A 19848-nucleotide genomic window follows, 5' to 3' on the forward strand; every position below is an offset into this window, starting at 1 on the left:
AATACCGGAGCACCCGCAGCGGTTTCCCAGGTCATGGCCCAGACTCTCGAACCCGCGGAGACCGCCATCGATCGGGTGCTCTCGGGCGTCGACGCCCGGCTCCTCCGACAGCACCGGATCGATCTGCGCGCCGGCGAACCCGTCGCGATCCCCGGCGGCGCGGTCGCGCTCGTCTACGTGATCTGCGGGTCGCTCCGCGCCGAGCCGAGCGGTCGGGCCGCCGTTTCCGAGCACGGCGTCCCCGGCTCCCTCGAGGCCGGCGACGCCCTCCTCTTCACCGACCCCCGCGCCGTGCTGCTGCACGCGGCGGAGGACGCCTTCGTGCTCGTCTCCTCGCTCGATCTCCCCCCGACGGACGACGGGATCCTCGGACTGCTGCCCCCGTCCCTCTTCGTCCGGGACCTGCCCGGCAGCGATCCGGCGGTCGCCGCGCTGGCGGCGCAGCTGGGCCCGAAGCTCGGCAGCGGAGACGACCCCTGCGCGGACCAGCCGGGCAGCTCCGTGGTCTGCCGCATGATGGCGAACACCGTGCTCGTCTCCGTGATCCGCGCGTGGGCGATCCGGGGCTGCGCCCCGGCCGGCTGGCCGTCGCGCACGGGCGACCCGTTCCTCGATCGCGTCGTCGAGGCCGTGCACGCGGATCCCGCGCGCGAGTGGACGCTCGAGGACCTCGCCCGCACCGGAGCCATGTCGCGCTCCGTGTTCGCCGAGCGCTTCCGCACGACGCTCGGGGTCTCGCCCGCGAGCTACGTCGCCGAGGTGCGGATCCGGTCCGCCCAGGATCTGCTGGCGCAGGGCCGAGGCGTCTCCGAGGTGTCCCGCGCCATCGGATACGGGTCGGACGAGGGCTTCAGCCGGGCGTTCCGCCGTCGCACCGGCCTCACCCCTTCGGCCTGGCGCTCCGATGCGCTGCTGCGGGCGTCGAGGGTGTGACCCCGGCGCCCGAGCGGCGCACGCTCAGCGGGGCAGCCGGCGGCGGTGCGCCTCCGAGATCCGGTCCGAGAGTCCGAACTGCACGGCGCCGAGCAGCAGCAGCGCCGCCCCGACCGCGTAGACGGGAGCGATGCCCATCGCGTCGACCAGCGCACCCCCGATGCCCGCCGCGATCATGATCCCGCTCTGGAACCCGACGACGACGAGGCTGCCGCCCGCTTCGAGCATGTCGGGCATGCGGTGACCCGCCCAGGTGTTCGCGATGAGCAGCCACGAGGCGAAGAAGAACCCCCAGACGAACACGGCGGCCCCCGTGGCCCACAGCGACCCCGATGCGGCGATCACCAGCAGCAGGAGCCCCGCGATCACGACCGGGGTGAGCACCGCCAGGACCCGGTAGGCGCGATCGACCACGAAGCCGAACACGATGTTGCCGATGAGGCCGCCGACGCCGAAGAGGGCGAGCAGCACCACGATCGTGTCCGCCTCGACCGGCGTTCCGCCCTCGCGCACCCGCTCGAGCGCGACGCGCACGTAGGTGTAGGCCAGGAAGTGCCCGGTCACGACGAAGATGTTGGCGACGACGCCGAACCCGATCCCGGGCCGGCGCAGCGCGGCGATCAGCGTCGAGAGCTTTGCAGCGCGCTCAGCAGGCACCGCGGGCAGCAACCAGCGCAGCACCACGGCGAGCAGCGCGCTCGCGACCGCTGCGACGGCGAATACGCCGCGCCAGTCGATGGCCTCGCTGAGCATCACCCCCAGGGGGACGCCCGCGACGGTCGCGAGGGAGACTCCGGCGGAGTTGAACATGACCGCGCGCCCGAGCCGTTCGGGGCCCGCGATCTTCGCGGCGACCGAGATCGACATCGACCAGAAGCCCGAGATCGCTGCGCCGAGCAGGAATCGCGCGAGGATCACGAGCAGCAGGTTCGGTGCGATCGCGACGAGGGCGTTCGACACGGCCGCGGTGATCGAGAGCCAGACGAGCAGCGAGCGCCGGTCGAGGCGCGGGAACAGCAGGCCGACCGTGGGCGCGGCGAGCAGGCCCGCGAAGGCGGTCACGGCGACCATCTGGCCGGCCTGGCCCGAGGTGACGTGCAACCCGTCGGCGATGCGGGTGAGCATGCCGCTCGGCAGGAACTCTGCGGTGACCAGGAAGAAGCTCATCAGCATCATCGCGATCAGGGCGCCGTAGTTGAGGCGCCCAGGCGTCGTGTCGGCCGGCGCGGGAACGGTGGGGACGGGGGCGGTAGCGGTCATGGTTCCATGCTGGCCGCGCGCGGCCCGCACCGCCCGACCTCGGGTCTGGAGCATCCGACCGATCGTCCGGGTCGCGGCTGCGGCCGCTCCGCCCTCGCGCGGGAAGGAGATCCGGCGTCAGAAGGAGAAAATTCGGAGAATCCTCCTTCTGACGCCGGATCTCCTGCGGAGCGCAGCCAGCGGGCCCCTACGCTCCGACCACCCGCTCCCCGCCGACGAAGGTCGCGAGCACCGTGTTGACCGCCTGAGCCTCGGGCGGGAGCCCGGTCGGGTCGGCCGCGAACACCGTGAGGTCGGCCGGCGATCCCGGCTGGAACCGTCCGCGCGGCTCCGAAGCGGCCCCCGCGCCGGGGAACAGCCCCGCGGGCACGCTCGTCATGCTGCGGTACGCCGCCGCGGCGTCGATCTTCTGATCGGGCTGGTGCTCGCCCCGGTCGGGCTCGCCCACGGGCCGCCGCAATTGGGCGTCGGCGAGCGAGACCCGCGGGTCTCCGATGCCGATGGGCCAGTCCGAACCGAGCACGACGGGCGCGCCCTGCGCGAGCAGGTCGCGGACCCGCCAGCCGTGCGCGACCCGCTCGGGTCCGATCCGGCGCGACCAGTTGTCGCTCCCGTCGGGCTCGGTGAGACGGGTGGCGTGGGTCGGCTGGATGCTCGCGACGACGCCCAGCTCGGCGAAGCGCGCCAGGGTCGCGTCGGGGATCGATTCGATGTGCTCGATGCGGTGCGGCGCCGAGGGCGCGTGCCCGACCTCGGCGACGACGTCGAGCACGAAGTCGACCGCGGCGTCGCCGATGGCGTGCGTCGCGGTCGGAACCCCGCGCTCGGTGAAGAACCGCACGGCCTCGCGGTACGCGTCGGTGCTGCGCCACAGCGCCTCGTGATTCTCGCCCAGGCGGTCGGGCTCGGCGAACCAGGCGGTGCCGTTGTCGGCCGTGCCGTCGAGCATGAACTTCGCCCCGTCGACGCGCCAGCGCCGCCCGCCGAGCCCCTGCAGGTCGGCGACGCCGGCCCACGTCTCGGGCGACGAATCGGCCGGCACGAGCGGGTACACCCGCACCCGCACGGGCAGCTCGCCGCGCCGTTCGAGCTCCTCGTAGAGTTCGCGCGACGGCGCATGGAAGTCGAGCGCGTGCACCTCGGTGAGACCACTCTCGGCGAATGCGCGCAGCGCGTCGGCGAGGAAGTCGGCCTGCACCTCGAGGGGCGCCTGCGGCACGTGCGCGAGCACGAGGTCCATCGCCTGCAGTTCGAGCACCCAGCCGGTCGGACCGTCGGCGTCCGAGACGATCGACGACGCGTCGGCGAAGACCTCGTCGCCGGTGAGCCCGACCTCCGCGACGACCGCCGGGCTCACGACGAGCGCGTGCGCGTCGCGGGTCATGAGCGAGATCCTGCGGCCGGGCAGCCACTCCTCGAAGACGCGCCCGTTCGGCTCGACGCCCTCGAACGCGTTCACGTCGAGGTCGTAGCCGGTGATCCAGGCATCGGCGTCGGCGCCCGACGACGCGGCCTCGAGCCGTTCCCTGAGCTGCACGAGCGACGCGACGCCGCCGAGCCCGAGACTGCCGCCCTGGCTCTCGGACCCCCACACGGGGTGGGTGTGGCAGTCGATGAGGCCCGGCAGGATCGCCGCATCGGCGCCGAAATCCACGATCTCGGCCTCGGGGCGGGCCGCCTCGATCTCGGCTCCGCCGACCGCGACGATGCGCCCGTCCGACACCGCCAGGCGCGTGCCCAGCGAGGCCGGGCGGTCCCCCGGACCGCCGAGGTCGACCACGCGTCCGGCGCGCAGGATCCGGTCGGTTTCTGGCACGGAGACTCCTCGGGTTCGGGGACGCGGGGGCCGCATCGACTCGGAATGCGCGCGTCCGGATCCATCGCGTCGAGCGAGCGCAACCAACTTTTGGTCGCGCGACCAATAGCTACCGCCACGATACCGCTCGCCCCGGGAACGCTCAAGGGCCGGGTCGCGCGATGCACGACCCGGCCCCCGGTACGGAGCGGCTCCGCCCCTACTTCACGCTGCCCGCGGTGAGCCCGCCGACCAGCCGCTTCTCGATCAGCATGAAGAGGATGACCACGGGCAGGATCGCGACGAGCGACACCGCGAACACGTACTGCCAGCTCGTCTCGTACTGCCCCACGAACTTGGTGAGCGCGACCGACAGCGGCTGATTGCCCGCCGTCTGCAGGATCACGAGCGAGGCCGCGAACTCGTTCCAGCAGGCGACGAAGGTGAACACGATCGCGGTCACGATCCCCGGCCACACGAGCGGCAGGTTGATCCTGAACAGCACGGCGAAGCGGCCCGCACCATCGATCTGCGCCGCCTCGTCGACCTCCTTGGGCACGCCCGCGAAGAAGGAGTGCATGATCCAGACCGCGAACGAGAGGTTGAACGCGGCGTTGACGAAGATCATCGCCGCCCAGGTGTCGAGCATCCCGAGCGCCGAGAACTGGCGGAACAGACCCGAGGTGAGCACCGCGGGCTGCAGCATCTGGGTGACGATCACGAGGAAGAGGAAGACCATACGCCCCGGGAACCGGAACCGGGCCGTGTAGTAGGCCGCCGGGAGCGCGACGACCAGCACGAGCAGCGTGGCGAACACCGAGATGATGATCGTCGAGACGAGATTCTGCAGCAGCGGCGTCTCGGGGGTCGACCACATGGTCGCGAAGTTGTCCCAGTGGAACTCCTTCGGGAAGTAGCTCGGGTCGACCGAGCGGATCTCCGCCTTCGTCTTGACCGCCCCGAAGAACATGATCGAGTAGGGCAGCACGAAGATCACGAGCACGATGAGCCCCGCGAGCATGCGCAGGGCCATGCGGCCCGGAGTGACCCGTTCGGTGCGCACCTTCTTGGCGCGGCGACCGACGGGCAGGGTCATGGTGCGGGTGCTGGGTTCGACGACGGCCACGGCTCAGACCTCCCGCATGGGCTTGACGACCCTCACGTACACCGCGACGATCACGATGACGATGATGAAGGCCACGACCGACAGCGCGCTCGCGACGTCCACCCGGTGCTGATTCTCGATGTACTTGAACACCATCGTCATGATCGTGTCGGCGTCGTAGCCCGGGATCGATCCCGTCATGACCTTGAGGATCGGCAGCGAGTTGAACACGTTGATGATGTTGATGAGCGCCGCCACCGCGAGCGCGCTGCGCAGCTGCGGCAGCACGACGGTGAAGTAGGTGCGCGCGGGCCCGGCGCCGTCGACCTTGGCCGCTTCGAGCGTCTCGCTCGGCACCGTCTGCAACCCGGCGAGGATCGTGTAGGTCGTGAACGGCAGCGACACGAAGATCGCGACGATGATCGACCACATGAAGGCGGTGCCGGGGTTGCGGGTCCAACCGAAGCCCTCGGGCGTCGAGATGAGCCCGACGTCGACGAGGAACTTGTTGATGATGCCGAAATACGGTTCGAGGCCGTAGTAGACGACCATCGTCGTCATGACCACCGAGGCGGCCCACGGAATGATGACCGCGAGGCGCACGATCTTGCGCCCCGGGAAGGACTTGTTGAGCACCTGGGCGATCACGAGCGAGAGCACGATCGTGACGCTCACCACCACCACGACCCACAGGATCGTGCGGAGGAAGATGGGCCAGAAGGACTCAAAGGTGAAGACCGTGACGAAGTTCTCGAACCCGGCCGATCCCTTGTCGACGCCCGATTGCGAGATGTGCCTGGTCGAGTTCCAGAACATGACGCCGGCCGGGAAGAAGACCACGGCGACGATGAGCGCCAGGGCGGGCCCCACCCAGGGCAGCGCTCGAAGCAGTTCGCGTCCGCCCGACGGGCGGCCGGGGCGCTTCGACGCCGGGACGGCGTCGCCGGGGTCTCCCCGGCGACGCCGCTCGGAAGCGGTGACGGATCGATCGTGGTGCTCATGGTGTCGCGGTCACCGTTCCCTCTCGTTGCGGTTCGGACGAGCCGGCTCAGCCGGCGTCAGCCTGCTTCTGGATGTCGGTGAGCACCTGCTGCGCCGGCTTCTTCTCGAGCTGGCCCGCGAGCGCCTTGAACGCGGCGTCTGCGGACGACCACTTGGGGTTGGTCGACGGGTAGAACTTCGCGTTCGGAAGGACGTCGAGGAACGGCTTGAGCGATTCCTCGCTCGACAGCTGCTCGGATCCCGACTTGGTGACGGGGAGGAAGCCCTCGGCCTTGACCCACGGCACGTAGACGTCGGCGCTGTAGACGTAGTCGAAGAACTTGGTGATGGCGTCCTTCTTCTTGCCGTCGTTCTTGAACGCCATGAGCTGATCGGCGACGCCGAGCGTGAACGGCGAGCCGTCCTTGGTCGGGATCGGGACGATCGAGTAGTTCAGCTTCGGGTTGTTCTGCTTGATCTGGCCGACGGTCGGCGGCAGACCGACCTGCATGCCGATCTTGCCCTGCACGAAGATGTCCATCAGCGGCGAGCGGTTGGTCGAGCCGGGGTTCTTCTCGGTCGCACCCGCGTCGATCATCTTCTTGATCTGCTCGGCGCCCGGCAGGTTCTTCGGGTCATCGATGGTGAGCTTCTGCTCATCGCCGAAGGAACCGCCGCCGCCCCACATCCAGACGGCGGCCTCGGCCTGCGCCTCCTCGGAGCCGAGCGGCAGTCCGTAACCGGCGACTCCGCCGCCGAGCTTCGAGACCTTGGTCGCCGCGTCGAGCAGCTCGTCCCAGGTCTTCGGCGCGGCGGAGACCCCGGCCTGCTTGAGCAGGTCGTTGTTCACGAAGAGGGCGCGCGCCGAGGCGATCCACGGCAGGGCGTAGGTCTTGCCGTTGAGCTGCTCGTTCTTGATGAACGACTCCTGGAAGTCGCCGAACGTGTCCTTCGAGGTCACCTCCGACACGTCGTAGAGCAGGTCGTCGCCGGCGAAGCCCGCGAACGGCCCGCCGTTGTAGATGTCGGGAGCCTTGTTCCCGCTCACCTTGGTGGTGACGACGGACTCGAGGTTGTCCCAGGACTGCACCTCGAGGTTGACCTTGATGTCCGGGTACTTCTTCTCGAATCCGGCGATCACGTCGTTCCAGAGCTTCTGGGTGTTGTCGGAGTAGCTCGGGACCAGCAGGTTGAGCGTGGTCTTCGATCCGGAGTCGCTCGACCCGCCGCCGCTCGCACCGCCGAACCCGCAGGCGCTGAGCGCCAGGCTGGCGGAGGCCGCGAGCGCGATCGCGCCGATCCTCACTGACTTCTTCATGTGTGCAGTTCCTCACCGTTGATGGAACACCGCCACGAAACCACGCGCCGGTGCGTGCATCGCGCGCAGCCCTGCGCGCGATAGTGCCAACGAGCACTCGTTCCGCACGCGGCCCCGCGCTCGTCTGCCCCTCATCTTCGGGGTGGATCGGATAATTCGTCAAGAAGGTGACCAAATTGTGACCTGTTGATCGTTCCCGTGCTCGATTGCCCCGGGCTCCTCGCAAATCCCCACGTTCGATCATTGTGCTGATGCTTTTTGCATGATTAGATCAGAAGCGATCATCTTTTGCGCATGTCGCCACACCCTCCGGAGGAGCGAAATGAACGCCGCACACACCCCCGGCGCCCACATGGCCGCCGAGATCGCCACCCAGCCCGAGACCTGGGCGCGCGCCCAGCAGATGCGCGCCGAGCAGGCGCTGCTGCCGGCCCGCGGCGAGCGCGTCGCCGTGATCGGCTGCGGCACCTCCTGGTTCATGGCGCAGAGCTACGCCGCGCTCCGCGAGCGCGCGGGCCACGGCGAGACCGATGCCTTCGCGGCGTCGGAGGCCTTCGTCGACCGCGGCTACGACGCCGTCGTGGCGCTCACGCGCTCGGGCACCACGAGCGAGGTGCTCGAGCTCGTCGGCGGCCTCACGGCCGCAGGCGACGCCCCTCGCATCATCGGCGTGATCGGCGACCCGGAGTCCCCGCTCGTCGACCTGGTCGACGACGCCGTGCTGCTGCCCTTCGCCGACGAGCAGTCGGTCGTGCAGACCCGGTTCGCGACCACCGCGCTCGCCCTCTTCCGCGCGTCGCTCGGCGAAGGCCTCGACGCGGCCATCGCCGACGCCGCGACGGCCGTCGCGGCGGAGCTCGACCCCGAGCTGGTGGCCGCCGAGCAGACGAGCTATCTCGGGATGGGCTGGACCGTGGGGCTCGCGCACGAGGCCGCGCTCAAGATGCGCGAGGCCTCGCAGTCCTGGACCGAGTCGTACCCGTCGATGGAGTACCGCCACGGCCCGATCTCGATCGCGGCGACGGGGCGCGTCACCTGGCAGTTCGGGCCGGCCCCCGAGGGCCTCTCGGCGCAGGTCGCGGCGACGGGCGCCCGGTTCGAGACGAGCGACCTCGACCCGCTCGCCGACCTGGTGCGCGCGCAGCGGGTGGCGCTCGCGCGCGCCATCGCGCGCGGGCTCGACCCGGATCGGCCCCGCAACCTCACCCGATCCGTCATCCTGGAACCGTGACCGGTCTGCCGAGCCTCCGCGCGGGCGCGCCCGTGCTCGCCTTCGACGTGGGCGGAACCGACATCAAGTCGGGCCTCGTCGATCCCTCTGGCGCGGTGCTCGGCCTGCGCCGCACGGCGACGCCGCTCGATCCCGTCGACGGCGCCGGCAACCCCGGGCGGATCGTCGCGCGGCTCGCGGAGCTCCGCGCCGATTACCGCCGCGACTTCCCCGGCGTGCAGCCGGCGGCCGCCGGGCTCCTCGTCCCCGGGATCGTCGATCCCGAGCGCGGCGTCGGGGTGTTCTCGAGCAACCTCGGGTGGCGCGACGCCCCGATCCGCGCCCTCGCCGAGCAGCGCCTCGGCCTGCCCGTCGCGTTCAACCACGACATCCACGGCTCGAGCATGGCCGAGTACCGGCTCGGCTCGGCCGGGCGGTTCCGCGATGTCGTCGTCATGATCATCGGGACGGGGATCGCGGGCACCATCATCGTCGACGGCCGCGCCCACCTGGCGCAGGGCTACGCGGGCGAGTTCGGCCACTCGCCGGTGGCCGACGGCCCCGTGTGCGCGTGCGGCGCGGTCGGCTGCCTCGAGGCGGTCGCCTCGGCCGGGGCCATCGCGCGCCGGTACACCGCGGCCCGGCCGGCGGGCGCCGCCCCCGCCGTCGGCGCCCACGATGTGCTCGCCCGCGCGCAGGCCGGCGACCCCGTGGCAGCGGAGGTCTGGGAGCGCGCGATCGACGCCCTCGCGCTCTCCTTCACCCAGATCGCCGCGTTCCTCGCCCCCGAGGCCATCATCATCGCCGGCGGGCTGAGCCGCGCGGGCGACGCGCTGTTCGAGCCCCTGCGCGAGCGGGTCGACGCGCGCCTCAGCTATCACCGCCGCCCCGAGATCCTGCCGGCGGAACTCGGCGAGGACGCAGGCCTGGCCGGGGCCGCGCTGTTCGCCCGGGCCCGCGCCGAAGCGACGGACGGCGGCATCGCATGACCGTCGTGACCGTGACCCCCAACCCCGCGCTCGACCTGACCTGGCGCGCCGAGCGCATCGTGCCGGGCGGGAGCCACCGCGTGCCGGCCGCCGGGGTGCGCGCCGGCGGCAAGGGGCTCAACGTGGCGCGCGTGCTGCACGCGCAGGGCCTCGCCGTCCGAGCGCTCACGACCACGGGCGGCGCCACCGGCCGGATCTTCGCCGACGAGCTCGCCGCGAGCGGGGTGCCGCACCGGCTCGTGCCGGTCTCGGTGCCCACCCGGCGATCCGCGGCGATCGTGGACGAGGCGCTCGGCGACACCAGCATCTTCAACGAGCGCGGCGAGAATCCGACCGCCGCCGAGTGGGCCGAGCTCGTCGCGGCCGCCGACGAGGAGCTGGAGCGCGCCACCGTGCTCGTCGTCTCGGGCAGCCTGCCTCCCGGGGCTCCGGAAGCGATCGTCGAGGTGCTCGTGGCGGCCGCGCAGGGACGCGGCGTCCCCGCGATCGTCGACACCTCGGGCCCCGCGCTGCTGCGCGCGGCCCGCGCGGGAGCAGCTCTCGTCAAGCCGAACCGCGAGGAGCTCGCGGACGCCACCGGGCTCGCGGATCCGGTCGCCGGAGCGCTCAGCCTGCTCGGGCTCGGGGCCGGGGGCGTGCTCTGCTCGCTCGGCGCTGCGGGCATGCTGCTGCTCGCGGGCCCGCTCGCCGACGACGGCACTCCCGCACTGGCGCTGCGCGCCCGGCTCCCCGACCCGCTGACCGGCAACCCCACCGGCGCGGGAGATGCGGCGGTCGCGGGCGCGGCCTCGGTGCTCGCCGACGGCGCCCCGGTCCGGGAGGCCGCCGAACGCCTGCTGCTGCGGGCGACCGCGTGGTCGGCCGCGGCGGTGCTCGCTCCGCTCGCCGGCGAGATCGATCCGGCGCACCCCGAGCTCGCCGAACGGCTCGAAATCCTCCCCGTCCCCCTCCCCCGAACGGATCACGCATGACCCTCGCACCCGCAGCCCGGCTGATCGCCGAGGCCCGCGACGCCGGCACCGGCATCGGCGCCTTCAACGTCGTCCATCTCGAGACCGCCGAGGCGCTCGTCGCCGCATCCGAGTCGGCCGGGCTTCCCGTGATCCTTCAGATCTCGCAGAACTGCGCCGAATACCACGGCGGTCTCGCGCCCATCGGACTCGCGACTCTCGCTCTCGCCGGCGCCGCGGCGACCCCCGTCGCGGTCCACCTCGACCACGCCGAACGGCCCGAGCTCGTCGACGAGGCGATCGGCCTCGGCTTCGGATCCGTCATGTTCGACGGCGGTGCGCTCCCCTACGACGAGAACGTCCGCCTCACCGCTCAGGTCGTGGAACGCGCGCACGCCGCCGACGTGTACGTCGAGGGCGAGCTGGGCGAGGTCGGCGGCAAGGACGGCGCGCATGCACCGGGGATGCGCACCGATCCGGCCGAGGCGCTCGCCTTCGTCCGGGAAACCGGCGTGGACGCGCTCGCGGTCGCCGTCGGGTCCTCCCATGCCATGCAGCAGCGCACCGCCGCCCTGGACCTCGCCCGCATCGCCGAACTGCGCTCGACGCTCGACGTGCCGCTCGTGCTCCACGGGTCCTCGGGCGTGCCCGACGAGTCCCTCGAGGCCGCCGTGCGCACCGGAATGACCAAGATCAACGTCTCGACGCACCTGAACGGCTTCTTCACACGAGCGGTGCGCGACGCCCTCGCCGCCCAGCCCGACGTCGTCGACTCGCGCAAGTACCTCCGTGCCGGCCGCGCGGCGATCGTCCCGGAGGCCGCGCGTCTGCTGCGGCTCTTCGCGCTCCGCACCGCCTGAATCCGGGAGAATGGCAGCATGAAGCGCTCCGACCGGTTCCAGTCGATCCTCGCCGGTCTCGCCGAGCAGGGCGAGTTGCGCGTCGACGATCTCGTCGAAGAGCTCGACGCGTCGCCCGCGACGGTGCGTCGCGACCTCGACACGCTCGCCTCGCAGGGCCTGCTCACCCGCACCCACGGCGGCGCCCAGGCGCTCTCGGTCGCATACGACCTGCCGCTGCGCTACAAGCGGCTGCAGCGGGTCGATGCCAAGCAGCTGATCGCGGAGGCCGCGAGCGCGCTCGTCGGCGTCGGCGACGTCGTCGGGTTCTCGGGAGGCACCACCACCACGCGGATCGTCGAGGAGCTCTCCACCCGCCCCGACATCATGGTGAAGTCGCACACGCCGAACCTCACCGTCGTGACGAACGCGGTGAACATCGCGACGGAACTCGCCACGCGCCCCCAGGTCAAGCTGGTCGTCACCGGCGGCGTACTGCACCCGCGCAGCTACGAGCTCGTCGGCAGCTTCGCGGAGGAGGTCATCGCCTCGGTGGCGCTCAGCATCGCGTTCGTCGGCGCCAATGCGCTCGACGTGCGCAGCGGCGCCGCTACCCACGACGAGCGCGAGGCGGTGGTCAACCGTCTCATGGCGCAGCGCGCCGAACGCGCCGTGCTCGTGGTCGACTCGAGCAAGCTGGGCCGCACCGCGTTCGCGAGCATGGGCGGCCCCGAGGTGTTCGACACCGTCATCACCGACGCGGACGCGGATCCCGAGCAGCTCGACGCCCTGCGCGACGGCGGCTACACGGTGATCGTCGCGGGCACCGGCGTTCGCGCGGCCTAGGCTGGCAGGCATGGGCAGCACCGTCATCCACTCCGCCGAACTCGTCGACGGAGTCCGGACCCCCGACTCCTGGGTCCGCTTCGAGCGCGGCCGGGTCGCCGCGCGCGGCACCGGCGCGAGCTGGCGCGACGCGGTCGGTACGGGCGACGCGGTCGTCGACGCGAGCGGGCGGTTCCTGGCGCCCGGGTTCATCGACCTGCACGGCCACGGCGCCGGCACGCGCGCGTTCGACGAGGCCGCCGATGACCCCTCGGCCCTCGCGGAAGCGCTGGCGGTGCACCGCGCGCACGGCACCACCCGCGCCGTGCTGTCGCTCGTGACCGCCCCCGTCGACGCCCTCGCCGAGCGCCTCCGCGCCATCCGCACGGCCGCGGCGGACGAGCCGATGATCCTCGGCGCGCACCTCGAGGGCCCGTTCCTCGACCACGACTTCCGTGGCGCGCACGACCCCGCGCTGCTGCGCTCGGCCGATGCCGCGGCGATCGACACGCTCCTCGACGCCGGCGATGGCATGCTGCGCCAGGTGACCATCGCGCCGGAGCACGCAGGCGCCGCGGCGGCGATCGATGCCCTGGTCTCGGCGGGGGTGCGCGCCGCGGTCGGGCACACCTCGGCGGACTACGACACGGCCCTGCGGGCCTTCGACCGGGGCGCCTCGATCCTGACGCATGCCTTCAACGGCATGCGGGGGATCCATCACCGGGCGCCCGGCCCGGTCGTGGCCGCGATGCGCTCCCCGCACGTCACGCTGGAGGTCATCAACGACGGCGTGCACGTGCATCCCGACGTGGTCGCGCTGGCCTTCCACGGCGCTCCGGGCCGGGTCGCGCTCATCACCGACGCCATGGCCGCCACCGGGGCCGCCGACGGCGCATACCTGCTCGGCTCGCTCGCCGTCGAGGTGACCGACGGCGTCGCACGGCTCTCCGAGGGCGGCACCATCGCGGGATCCACTCTGACGCTCGATGCCGCGCTGCGCCAGGCCGTCGGAGCGTGCGGACTGCCGCTCGAGACCGCCGTCTCGGCGCTCACGCGCGTGCCCGCCGCGGCGCTCGGACTCGGCGCGGAGCTCGGACGGCTGGATCCCGGCTACGCCGCGGACGCAGTGCTGCTGGACGCCGACCTCTCGGTCGCGCGCAGCTGGATCGCCGGCGCCTAGGCGCGTCACCCTCGACCGCGCGGGCGCTCGGTTCAGCTCTGCGGGTCCGCGGGCGTCTCGTCCGCCGCGGGCTCCGTCGTGGGCGCGGCCTTCTTGCCGCGTCCGGCGACGAGCATGCCGACGGTGACGCCGATCACGACGAGCGCGACGCCGCCGATGGCGATGGGCACCCAGGGGATCTGCGCCTCGGTCTGCACCACGGGGGCCGGCTTGGTCGACGGCTGAGCGGAGGCGCTCGGCGTCGGCGACGCGCTCGGCGTCGTCGCTCCGACCGCCAGGGCGCAGCCGGGCTCGACGGATCCCGTGACGGTGATCGGGTCGAGCTCGTCGCCGGCCACGTAGTCGCCGTACTGCCCGTTGAACGCGGTCGCGCCCTCGGAGGTGAGCCGCACCTTGGCGTCCTTCAGCGAGAAGGCGCTGCCGTCGGCCTGCAGCGAGGCGGTGTCGATCTTGCCGGCCCGCACCTGCGCGCTCTTCGGCGCGCCACTCTGCGCCTGATCGGTCGCGCCGATGGTCAGCAGCAGGGTGGCGCTGCCGTCGGAGAACTCGATCGCGGGGTTCGCGAGGTCGAACTGCAGCGCGCCGTCGTGGCCGGTGAAGTGCACGGCTCCGGTGAAGCTCACCGTGCCCGACGCGAGGTCGGTGCCGACCGACCCGGTGCCGTTCTTCCAGTGGAACTGCGGCGTCGCGTAGCTCGCGCCGTCGCTCGTCTCCCACGTGCCGTTCGCGATGCTGCCGCTGATGTACGAGCGGAAGCTCTCCTTGACGCCCCAGCCGAACTCGGCGGACTGCACGGCGCACGCCGTCAGACCGCCGTCGTCGGCCCGCGCGGGCTGCGCGACGGCGGAGGCGACCGCGAGCATCGCGCCGAGCGCGAGCACGGTTCCGCCGAGGACGGCTCGCAGGCCGAAGGAGCGACGAGGGGACTGGGTCACGGGATCCTGCTTTCGGAAGGTTCGAACACGGGGCGGCAGCGGTCGTCGGCTACCGGGCCACGTTACCGCGTCGCTGCGCGATGACAAGGCCGACGAGGGCCGCGGCGATCACGAGCAGCGCGATCGCGCCGGTCCACCAGAGCCAGACCGGCGTCTCGCTCGAGACCGCGGCAGGTGCCCGGTGCTTCTCGAGGGCCGGAGCCGGGGCGTCGAGCACCTGGGCATCGGCGATCTGCAGGGCCTTCGTCTGCCCGAGCTTCACGACCGCGCCGCGATCCACGCTGCCCTGCAGCGTGATGGTGTGGGTGCCGGTGAGCTCCTTCGGCAGCTTGCCGATCCAACGCACCGTGCCCTGGGCGTTCGCGCCGGCGTTCTCATCGAGCACGACCGGCTTCGAGTACATCACCACGAGGATGCCGCGCTCGCCCGGCGTGAAGCCGGTCGCCTCGAACTCGATCTCGCCGCCGGGCACGAGCTTGTCGGCCGGGGTGAGGATCGTGATGCCGCTCTTCGTCGGCGCCGAGTCCTTCGGCGTGCGCTTCGGGGTCTCCCCCGAGACGGAGGTGCTGCCGAAGCGCGCGCCGTTCGCAGCGCCCACGGTGAAGGTCATCGGGTCGGCGCCCAGCGAGTAGCTGCCGTAGCTGAAGCCGCCCGAGACGGGCACGCCCGACCAGGTGACCTCGCCGTTCTTGCCGACGCTCTTCTGCGCCGCCGCGAGGTTCAGCGTTCCGAACACGCGGCCGCCGACGAGCACCTCGCCGCTCGTGGCGCTCGTGACCCGGATGGTCGGGTTCGCGACGCTCTCGCTCAGCGCGCCCTTGTGACCGGTGTAGTGGATGACCCCCGAGTACTGCACGGTGCCGGTCTGGGTCTTCGGGTTCCAGGATCCACCGGTGACCTGCGGGAACACGTAGCCGCCGCGACCGCCGCCGACACCCGAGGTGCTGATGCCGCCCTTGGCGATCGATCCGGTCACGTAGTTCGCGAACGGGGTCGAGACGCCCCAGGTGAGCGAACCGGCGAGCTGGGCGCTGCCGCCCGTCGGGGCCGGCTTCGGCTGGGGCTTCGGCTTCGGCTTCGGCACGGGCTTCACGACCGGCGGGGTGACGGGCTTCTCGCCCGACGCCGAACCGGCGGTGAAGGTGAGCGTGTCCATCTTCGAGGTCGTCTCCAGATAGCCCTGGAAGAACGTCTTGGCACCCTCGGCGGTCAGCACGACCGGGGCGTTCGCGAACTTCACCGCACCGCCCGCGAGCGTCGACTGCTTCGCCGAGGCGAGATCGATCGTCGCGATGGTGAGGGGCTTGCCGTTCTGGGGCACCTGCAGCAGCGCGGTCTTCGCGTCGCGCACGTCGATGATCGGGTTCGCCAGGTTGAGATTCAGCACCCCGTCGTGACCCCAGAAGTTCACGTTGCCCGAGAACGGGATCGTGCCGGTACGCGTCTGCGGGTTCCAGGTGCCGCCGTCGATCTGCTTGAACGTGAAGATCTCGACTCCCTTGGGAGTGATCGATCCGTTCGCGATCGGCCCGCGGACATAGTCGCGGAACGCCTTCCGCACACCCCACTCGAGAGTGCCGGTAGCCGCCTTGGTCGGGAACACGGCGTCCCACTCGCCTTCGGTCACCGCAAGCTTCTCGCGCAGGAAGGTGCTGCTCGGCGTCGCCGGGCCGTGCGCACGCCAGACGATGGCTTCGTAGTTCTTCGAGCGGTCGAGCTGGTCCTTGTCCAGCGAGACAGTCTTCGCGAGCGCTCCACCGGCCAGGTTCTGAGGAGAGATGTACTCGGCCGCGAGCGTGCTCTTCTCGCCCTGCTTCGGTTCGGATCCGGCCTCGACGACCGCGACGTACACGCCGGCGGGGGCCTGCTTCACGGTGAAGCCGGTTCCGGTGAACGCGACCTGGAGCCCCGAGGTGTCGGCCTTCGCGACCTTCGCCGAGGCCTTCGGCGCGGGGTCCGCGGGGAAGACCGCGTCCCACTGAGCTTCGGTCACGCTGACGTCGCCGCTGCCGAGGATGCGGTCGGTGGTCGGGTTGCCGTGCGCACGCCAGACGAGCACCTCATACTGCTTCGTCCGGTCCAGCTTGGCCGTATCGGCCTCGAGCGTCGCCTTCGCCGCACCGTTCACGATGAGCTGCGCGGGTACGAAGCTCGCGGCCACGCCCATGTTGTCGCTGGTGAGATCGCCCGCGGTGCCGCGCTCGATGAGCGCGAAGTACGCGCCGGCGTCGCCCGCCTGCAGGCTCAGTCCGGTCGCGGCGGCGTCGATCGTCAGCCCCTTCGCCGTCGCGGCGGTGACGGTCGGGGCCACCTTCGCTGCGATCGGATCCGGGAAGATCGCGTTCCACTGCGCGTCGGTCACGGTGAGTGCCTGACGTCCGAAGGTGGACTCGGGGGTCGCGTCGCCGTGGGCGCGCCAGACGACCGCCTCGTAGGTCTTGGCGCGGTCGAGGCGCGACGGCGGCACGATCAGCTGCTTGGCCAGTGCGCCCTCGACGATCTGCTGCGCCGGGACGTAGGCGTATGCCGCGGTGGTGTCGGAGTTCGTCCCGGGCGCGGTGCCCGACTCGACCACCGCGACGTAGACTCCGGCCGGGGCGACGACGGCGGTGAGCCCGGTGCCCGAGAAGTCGACGGCGAGGCCGTCTTCGCCGGCGTTCGACACCTTCGCACCCGCCGTCGGTGCGACCGGATCGGAGGTGAACTGGAGCGTCGCCTTGGCGTCCTGCGAGCGGTCGTCACGCGCGGTGTGGTCGGCGATCGTGTAGACCGCGGTCGAGCCCTCCTTGGGCGAGACCTGCATCTGGACCGTGAAGGATCCGTCGGCGCCGAACGGGGCACCGTACTTGCCGCCGACGGCCTTCGCGCCCCTCGTGCATCCGGCGTTGATGAAGTCGAAGGTCACCTGCTCGAGCGGGATGTCGGTGCAGAGCGTGACGTAGATCGGCTTCTGCGGGTCGTAGCCCTCACCGGTCACGGTCACCGTGTCGCCGTCGCGCAGACCGGTCGAGGGGGTCACGGTGAGCTTCGGGGCCTTCGCCGGGAACACCGCGTTCCACTGGTCCGCGGAGACGGTGACGGGGATCACCAGGACGTTGGTCTCGGGAGAGGGGTTCGTGTGCCCCTTCCAGACGAGCACGTCGTACTCCTTGGCCCGATCCAGCTTCGCGGCGTCGATCACGAGGGCCTGCGCTGCCTCGCCCGACGCGGGGATCGAGCGGATCCACTTCGCGCCGGCGACGGTCGCCATGGTGGCCGAGTTCGCAGTGCCCCGCTCGATCAGTCCCGCGTACGCGCCGTTCGGCAGCGCCGCCGGGTCGAGGTGGGACAGAGCGACATCGATGCCGAGCCCGTCGACGGTGGCTGAGGTCACCTTGGCGGTACCCGATGCCTGCTCCGGGAACACCGCGTTCCACTGCGCATCGCTGACGGCGACGTCGGCACGACCGATGATCCGGTCGGGGGTGGCGTTGCCGTGCGCGCGCCAGACCAGCACCTCGTACTGCTTCGCGCGATCCAGCTTGGCTGCCGGGGCGGTGAGCGTCGCCGCCGCCGCGCCGTCGACGATGCGCGACCGGGTCACGTAGCTGACGGCGGCGCCCATGTTGTCGCTCGAGAGCGATGCCTCGGTGCCGCGCTCGATGAGGGCGACGTAGACGCCCGCATCGGCCGCCTGCAGCGAGATCTTGCCGAGCGCGACGTCCACGGCGAGGCCGTTCGCGTCGGCGGAGCGCACCGTGGGCGCGACCGCGGCCTTCGGCGCGGCGAACGCGACCGGGGTCAGCGTCTCGAACGGCGCGTACTTCGCCCCGCCGCCCGGGTAGGTGGCGACGCCCCAGGTGCCGTCGGCGAGCGCCTTGGCGTCGTTCTTCGATACCCGCAGCGTCGTCTCGAAGGTGCCATCGGCCGACAGTTCGATCGCACCCGCGGCAGCGCCGCCGATGGTCGCCATGCTCTCGGCCGGGACCGCCCACTTCTGGTCGATCGCGACGCGGGTCGAGGCCGCGGCGCCGGTGGACGGCTGCCACGCCTTCGCGTAGGACCCGAAGGTCACGTAGACGCCGGTGAACTTGCCGGCGAGCGGCGGGCGCGCTCCGCTCGTCTCAGGAGCGTGAGGCAGGAAGCCGGTGCCTCGCACTGTCACCTCGGTCGTCGCCTCGGGATCGAGCCCCGTGGTCTGCGAGACGGTGACTCGCGGCGTGGGCGCGGCGAACACGACCGGGGTCAGCGTCTCGAACGGCGCGTACTTCGCCCCGCCGCCCGGGTAGGTGGCGACGCCCCAGGTGCCGTCGGCGAGCGCTTTGGCGTCGTTCTTCGATACCCGCAGCGTCGTCTCGAAGGTGCCATCGGCCGACAGTTCGATCGCACCCGCGGCAGCGCCGCCGATGGTCGCCATGCTCTCGGCCGGGACCGCCCACTTCTGGTCGACGTTCGATCGCGTCGCCGCCGCGGCACCGGTGGACGGCTGCCAGGCCTGGGCGTAGGAGCCGAACGCGACGTAGACGCCCGTGAACTTGCCGGCGAGCGGCGGACGCGCGCCGCTCGTCTCGGGAGCGTGCGGGAAGAAGCCGGTGCCGCGCACCGTCACCTCGGTCGTCGCCTCGGGATCGAGCCCCGAGGTCTGCGAGACGGTCACCTGCGGCGTGGCGGGGATCAGATCGTTCCACTGTGCGGGGGTCAGGTCGACGTCCGCGCGGGCGAGGATCGTGCTGGCGTCGGGCTGCGAGTGCAGCTTCCAGACGAGCACCTCGTACTGCTTCGAGCGGTCGAGGTTCGCGACCGGCGCGGTCAGCTCGAAGCTCGTCTGTCCGCCGGCCACCGTCGGGAACGGCTGCGCGAAGGCCGCGTAGCCCCCTCCGGCGGAGACGTCGGCTTCGTGGCCGCGCTCGATGAGGCCCGCATAGACCTGCCCGTCGGGCAGATCGGTCGCCGCCACCGACAGCACGAGGCCGCCTGCTGCGCTCGTCCGCTCGACCGTTGCGCTCACGGCTCCGAGCGAGGCGGGAGCATCGACCGGAGCTGCGGTCTCCTGGGCCTGCGACGCGGTCGCGGGAGCGTTCGTGGCCGGAGCCTCGGGAGTCCCGGCGACGGGCTTCTCGGCTGCCGGTGCCTCGGTCTGCGGCGCCTCACCCGGTCCGGCGGGCGTCTGCTCGACCGGCTGCTCCGTGGCGGGCACCGTCGGCGCCTGCGCTTCCCCGGCCTCGGCGTGGGCCGCCGTGGATCCGAGCAGCGCGCCGCTCGCGATCAGCGCGCCGGCGAGCGTCGCTGAGACGACGGCGCGCAGCCGGTGGCGAACCGGGACGGGGGTGGAGGCAGACATGGCTGTGCCCTTCGGTCGGGGACGGACGCATCGCGCTCGAACTCCCCTGAGATCACGCCCGGTGGAACCGGGCGGCGAGCGCCATGCGGATCCAACATCGGATCGAAGTGAGGGTACCCTCACCTAACTACCCCTCTAGTCTGATGAATAACATCAGATGATGCAAGCCCGGGGCATTTCACCGGCACCGGCGTGTTCGCTCGCAGCG

At 71.6% G+C, this 19848-nt stretch carries 14 protein-coding genes; 7 read left to right on the forward strand and 7 right to left on the reverse strand.

Features of this window, described 5'->3' with window-relative positions; all coding sequences use genetic code 11:
- Positions 1-33: 33 nt before the first annotated feature.
- Positions 34-933 (forward strand): helix-turn-helix domain-containing protein, encoded by a 900-nt coding sequence (locus tag AB3K78_RS12545; protein ID WP_416443729.1) that lies wholly within the window; start codon positions 34-36, stop codon positions 931-933.
- 24 nt (positions 934-957) lie between these two features.
- Here the strand turns inward: AB3K78_RS12545 and AB3K78_RS12550 are convergent, their stop codons facing one another.
- From AB3K78_RS12550 to AB3K78_RS12570, 5 genes are all read right to left on the reverse strand, one after another.
- The gene (locus AB3K78_RS12550) at positions 958-2193 is read right to left on the reverse strand and encodes an MFS transporter (RefSeq protein ID WP_416443731.1); all 1236 of its coding nucleotides are present in this window, start codon (positions 2191-2193) and stop codon (positions 958-960) included.
- A 187-nt stretch (positions 2194-2380) separates the two neighbouring features.
- The gene (locus tag AB3K78_RS12555; protein WP_416443733.1) at positions 2381-4009 is read right to left on the reverse strand and encodes an amidohydrolase; all 1629 of its coding nucleotides are present in this window, start codon (positions 4007-4009) and stop codon (positions 2381-2383) included.
- A gap of 199 nt (positions 4010-4208) precedes the next feature.
- Positions 4209-5114 carry a carbohydrate ABC transporter permease gene (locus AB3K78_RS12560; RefSeq protein ID WP_416443735.1) on the reverse strand — a complete coding sequence of 302 codons (906 nt, stop codon included), beginning with the start codon at positions 5112-5114 and terminating at the stop codon, positions 4209-4211.
- A 3-nt stretch (positions 5115-5117) separates the two neighbouring features.
- Entirely contained in the window at positions 5118-5963 is an 846-nt protein-coding gene (locus AB3K78_RS12565; RefSeq protein ID WP_416443737.1) for a carbohydrate ABC transporter permease, read from the reverse strand.
- Positions 5964-6141: 178 nt separating this feature from the next.
- A complete protein-coding gene (locus AB3K78_RS12570; protein WP_416443739.1) occupies positions 6142-7392 on the reverse strand; it encodes an extracellular solute-binding protein in 1251 nt (416 codons plus the stop codon).
- Between the two features lie 322 nt (positions 7393-7714).
- Between AB3K78_RS12570 and AB3K78_RS12575 the strand changes: the two genes are divergently transcribed.
- From AB3K78_RS12575 to AB3K78_RS12600, 6 genes are read left to right on the forward strand one after another with little or no spacing between them, the layout of a single operon-like run.
- Entirely contained in the window at positions 7715-8623 is a 909-nt protein-coding gene (locus tag AB3K78_RS12575; protein ID WP_416443741.1) for an SIS domain-containing protein, read from the forward strand.
- Positions 8620-9591, forward strand: coding sequence for an ROK family protein (locus AB3K78_RS12580; RefSeq protein ID WP_416443743.1), 972 nt, complete (start codon positions 8620-8622; stop codon positions 9589-9591). The genes AB3K78_RS12575 and AB3K78_RS12580 overlap by 4 nt, the downstream gene beginning before the upstream one ends.
- Positions 9588-10562 carry a 1-phosphofructokinase family hexose kinase gene (locus AB3K78_RS12585; RefSeq protein WP_416443745.1) on the forward strand — a complete coding sequence of 325 codons (975 nt, stop codon included), beginning with the start codon at positions 9588-9590 and terminating at the stop codon, positions 10560-10562. The genes AB3K78_RS12580 and AB3K78_RS12585 overlap by 4 nt, the downstream gene beginning before the upstream one ends.
- Positions 10559-11401, forward strand: a complete 843-nt coding sequence (locus AB3K78_RS12590) for a class II fructose-bisphosphate aldolase (protein ID WP_416443747.1) — start codon at positions 10559-10561, stop codon at positions 11399-11401. The genes AB3K78_RS12585 and AB3K78_RS12590 overlap by 4 nt, the downstream gene beginning before the upstream one ends.
- Before the next feature lie 18 nt (positions 11402-11419).
- Positions 11420-12226 carry a DeoR/GlpR family DNA-binding transcription regulator gene (locus AB3K78_RS12595; RefSeq protein WP_416443749.1) on the forward strand — a complete coding sequence of 269 codons (807 nt, stop codon included), beginning with the start codon at positions 11420-11422 and terminating at the stop codon, positions 12224-12226.
- A 10-nt stretch (positions 12227-12236) separates the two neighbouring features.
- A complete protein-coding gene (locus AB3K78_RS12600) occupies positions 12237-13385 on the forward strand; it encodes an N-acetylglucosamine-6-phosphate deacetylase (protein ID WP_416443751.1) in 1149 nt (382 codons plus the stop codon).
- Between the two features lie 32 nt (positions 13386-13417).
- On the opposite strand, the gene AB3K78_RS12605 is transcribed toward AB3K78_RS12600, so the two are convergent.
- Positions 13418-14320: an HtaA domain-containing protein gene (locus AB3K78_RS12605; protein ID WP_416443753.1), complete on the reverse strand. Its 903-nt coding sequence runs from the start codon at positions 14318-14320 to the stop codon at positions 13418-13420.
- Between the two features lie 49 nt (positions 14321-14369).
- The gene (locus AB3K78_RS12610) at positions 14370-19640 is read right to left on the reverse strand and encodes an HtaA domain-containing protein (RefSeq protein ID WP_416443755.1); all 5271 of its coding nucleotides are present in this window, start codon (positions 19638-19640) and stop codon (positions 14370-14372) included.
- Positions 19641-19848: the final 208 nt, after the last annotated feature.

It is taken from the genome of Leucobacter sp. HNU, from assembly GCF_047946755.1.
GTDB lineage: Bacteria > Actinomycetota > Actinomycetes > Actinomycetales > Microbacteriaceae > Leucobacter.

Excerpts from the sequence above, each read along its gene's own strand:
- AB3K78_RS12545 (WP_416443729.1), top strand. The coding sequence starts at position 34 with ATGGCCCAGACTCTCGAACCCGCGGAGACCGCCATCGATCGGGTGCTC.
- AB3K78_RS12550 (WP_416443731.1), bottom strand. The coding sequence starts at position 2,193 with ATGACCGCTACCGCCCCCGTCCCCACCGTTCCCGCGCCGGCCGACACG.
- AB3K78_RS12570 (WP_416443739.1), bottom strand. The coding sequence starts at position 7,392 with ATGAAGAAGTCAGTGAGGATCGGCGCGATCGCGCTCGCGGCCTCCGCC.
- AB3K78_RS12575 (WP_416443741.1), top strand. The coding sequence starts at position 7,715 with ATGAACGCCGCACACACCCCCGGCGCCCACATGGCCGCCGAGATCGCC.
- AB3K78_RS12585 (WP_416443745.1), top strand. The coding sequence starts at position 9,588 with ATGACCGTCGTGACCGTGACCCCCAACCCCGCGCTCGACCTGACCTGG.
- AB3K78_RS12590 (WP_416443747.1), top strand. The coding sequence starts at position 10,559 with ATGACCCTCGCACCCGCAGCCCGGCTGATCGCCGAGGCCCGCGACGCC.
- AB3K78_RS12595 (WP_416443749.1), top strand. The coding sequence starts at position 11,420 with ATGAAGCGCTCCGACCGGTTCCAGTCGATCCTCGCCGGTCTCGCCGAG.
- AB3K78_RS12600 (WP_416443751.1), top strand. The coding sequence starts at position 12,237 with ATGGGCAGCACCGTCATCCACTCCGCCGAACTCGTCGACGGAGTCCGG.
- AB3K78_RS12610 (WP_416443755.1), bottom strand. The coding sequence starts at position 19,640 with ATGTCTGCCTCCACCCCCGTCCCGGTTCGCCACCGGCTGCGCGCCGTC.